Below are 2,977 nucleotides of genomic sequence, written 5' to 3' on the forward strand. Positions count from 1 at the left end.
AAGGCCCCAAACCACAAAGCGCCGCCCTGCCAGTCGGCACCACCAACGAAGTGCTAACTGATCAGGCGCTGCAGGAGTTGCTTCTGAAATTGGTTCACAGCTTCCACGGCCTAGAGCAACTCGGGCACATAGCCAGCCTGCTGGTCGGCCAGGTTAACCAGCTCGTTCATGAATGCGATCTTGGTGGCGAGCAAAGTGTTGGCGGCGTATTTGGTGAGCTCGGCGGAGCGCAGGTCCATCACCACGATGCGGTCGTGGTTGCGGTTGAAGGGGGCGTAGAGCAGGGCTGATTCAAAGTCTCAACATGGGTTGTGTCAGGCGACAGCGAAAACTGGTCCAGCGCTTTGCATCATTAATTGTTACCTCCAATTGGTGTCGCGACAGGATTGCTCGTTTCCTCTGTCTCCGACTCCTTCCCGGCTGATCGCAGCGACCCCAGCAGCCGCTCTGCTCGGGCTGTACGCCATTCTTTGATGCGACGCTCCATCGAGCGCAGCTGACCCTCGTGGTAAGTGCCGGGGGCAAGCCTGATCAGCCGCCTGAGGATCTCGGCGGCGTTCATGCCGGCCTCCCTCTCCAGCCACTGTTCGATCTGCTCCCTGTGCTCCAGAAACAGCGTCCGCTGTCGCGGTGTGTAGCGCCGTTTCTGCCTGGGTTCGGGCAGTGGTTGGCTCTCCTGCCACAACAGCTGCAGGTTCCTCAGAAACCGGCTGAGCGTGCGCTGCTCCTTGCGGGCCTGCTCAGGATCCATCGCTCCTGACCTCGGTCTCTGCTCCTGGTGGTCCTGCCCGGCGGAGAGGCTAGTCAGGGAAGCCTGGCAGCGACGAACCGTTTCCAGCAGGGCCACAGGATCGCTGCTGCTCTGCAGTTCCTCCAGCGCCTTGCGCTGGGCATCCCTGCACTTGCCGAGCGCCAACAGCCGCTGCTGCAGCGTGCGCGGTGGGTGGTGACGCCGCTTGAGCTTGGCGCCATCGCGGATCGTCTCCTTGAGCTTGAACGAGGGCTGGTAGAGGTTGGTGAACAGTCGCAGCGCCCCGTACAGCTCCCCCAGCAGCTCGGCGGCCACCAGCCCCTCCAGGCGCTGGTAGCCGACCACGCGGCGGATCAGCATGCCGTTCTTCTGCTCCACCCACGCCTGGTCATTGCTCTGGTAGGCCCGCGAGCGGGTCAGTGCGATGGGGGGTTGGTGTTTTTCGCACCACTGCTCCGGCGGCGTGTTGAGGAATGCCCCGTCGTTGTCCACATCGATGCCCCTCAGGGGGAAGGGCAGCAGCTCCTCCAGCATTCGCAGGGCCACCATCACCGAGGCCCCATCCCGGCTCAGCAGCGGCAGGCATTCGCTCCAGCCGGTGGCGATGTCGGTGGCGACCAGGGTCCACAGGAAGCGGCCCTCCATCCACTTGCCGCAGTGGGCTACCAGGTCGATCTCCAGCCAGCCAGCCTCGCTCACCTCGCCCCAGCCATTGAACGTGTGCACCGGCGTGCGCCGCTGCACCGCGCTGCGTGCCCTCGGTGGTCGCCGCCAGCCATTACCCGGGCTGGTCTTACGAACAGGAGCCAGCATCCGGTCGATTGTGGCGCTGCTGATCGTGAGCAGTTTCTCCCTCACCTCCGGATCGAGTGCCAGGTGACCATGGCGCTCCAGGGTCTCCAGCAGCAGCGGCAGCAGCGCCTGCAAGCGCTTGCCACAGAGCCGATCGCTGGGCTCCCAGAGCGGTACCAGCGCCTCCATCACCTCCGGGCCATAGCGGCAGCGGTGGTGCCGATACGGTTCTGCGCAGGCGTCATAACGATCGGCTAAAATAGTCGCTGAAGGCCCGCAGTACCGATTTCCGGAGGTAGCCGGTGATCACCACCAGCTCATCCACAAGGGCTTTCTTCCCTGATGCGCTGCGGATCAGGGCCGGCCGCACTCCCCTTGCAGTTCTGTCCGGACCGCCCTGTAGAACGGGCCATAACGGCAACAATTCAGCTAAGGCAACAACCTACGCCGTCAACCGTTTTAAAGATGCAATGCGGGCTCGGTTTTCAATGTCGCTTGACAGAGTTCATCGCCCAGGCCCTACGGGACTGGTGTGAGGCCAGCACCACCACCAGCACGGCCTACATCGCACCAGGCTCCCCCTGGGAGAACGGATTCGCTGAGTCGTTCAACGGCCGCTTCCGGGATGAGTTCCTCAACACGGAGCTGTTCACCACTGCTCCGGAGGCGCAAATCCTGGCCAATCTTTGGCGCTGGGAGTACAACTCAACCAGGCCGCACTCGGCCCTCCAGGGGCGTACGCCCCTGGAGGCAGCTCAACAGGGAGTTGCCGCATGACCACACCCACCCACTCTCATAAGGCCTGGACCGACGAAGGGGGTCACGTCATGCCGCCAATCGGCAAATGAAAACTCTTGATTATGAGCTAGCCGCTATGGAGTTTCCGGCACTTTTGCGGTGCTCATCAGTCGCAGCAATCGTTGATTGCCCTGATTAAGGCCGGTTTATCGGGTTCTGATCTCTGAAGGAATGTGCGCTACAAGCGACCTCGGTTTTCAAGAGACCCTAAGTAGCGGCATAAAAATATTTGCGATTTTTATCAAACCTTTTTCGTTGTGTTTTTCCACGCGTCCAACAAGCTGCGGGCATGTACTCGCAGCCTGCGCATCTGCGCCGCGTCTGCAAGGGGAGTAGCAAGAAGCTTTTGGGTATTTTCCCGCGCCTGTTTGAGTGCCGCCGCGCGGATACCGGCCTCGGTTTTCCAGGCAGCCATGAGCTCGTTGTATTCCACTAGTGCAGCGATGAAGGGATCCTCTTTAAGGGTGCGAAAAGCGGGGGGCGCAAGTCCCTGCAGATCGCTGGGAAGTCGATAGTTTTGAGCCAGCTTAACTAGGGACTGCCTGAGATAAGGTGAGGGGTCGGTGACTTTCAGGAAAGTTGTCACTCCTTGGCTGCCATTCAGGCGGCCTTGATTAAGGGTAGCGCCATGAGCGG

The 2,977-nt window shown here is 61.2% G+C and carries 3 protein-coding genes and 1 pseudogene; 1 reads left to right on the top strand and 3 read right to left on the bottom strand.

Annotated elements, in window-relative coordinates:
• Positions 1–110: 110 nt before the first annotated feature.
• Both AC01FP_RS16800 and AC01FP_RS16805 read right to left on the bottom strand, forming a co-directional pair.
• Positions 111–239, bottom strand: a complete 129-nt coding sequence (locus AC01FP_RS16800) for a hypothetical protein (RefSeq protein ID WP_474481813.1) — start codon at positions 237–239, stop codon at positions 111–113.
• A 113-nt stretch (positions 240–352) separates the two neighbouring features.
• Entirely contained in the window at positions 353–1,732 is a 1,380-nt protein-coding gene (locus AC01FP_RS16805) for an integrase catalytic domain-containing protein (RefSeq protein ID WP_474481815.1), read from the bottom strand.
• Positions 1,733–2,044: 312 nt separating this feature from the next.
• Between AC01FP_RS16805 and AC01FP_RS16810 the strand changes: the two are divergent.
• Positions 2,045–2,320 (top strand): annotated as a pseudogene (locus AC01FP_RS16810) (integrase core domain-containing protein); the annotation flags it as partial.
• Between the two features lie 262 nt (positions 2,321–2,582).
• Here AC01FP_RS16810 and AC01FP_RS16815 read toward each other — a convergent pair.
• A partial coding sequence (locus AC01FP_RS16815; RefSeq protein WP_474481816.1) for a hypothetical protein occupies positions 2,583–2,977 on the bottom strand: 395 nt, incomplete at its 5' end.

The organism is Cyanobium sp. NIVA-CYA 375 (assembly GCF_056108345.1).

Bases quoted from the DNA above. Each gene is read 5' to 3' on its own strand.
- AC01FP_RS16800 (WP_474481813.1), bottom strand. From the start codon at position 239: ATGGACCTGCGCTCCGCCGAGCTCACCAAATACGCCGCCAACACTTTG.
- AC01FP_RS16805 (WP_474481815.1), bottom strand. From the start codon at position 1,732: ATGGAGGCGCTGGTACCGCTCTGGGAGCCCAGCGATCGGCTCTGTGGC.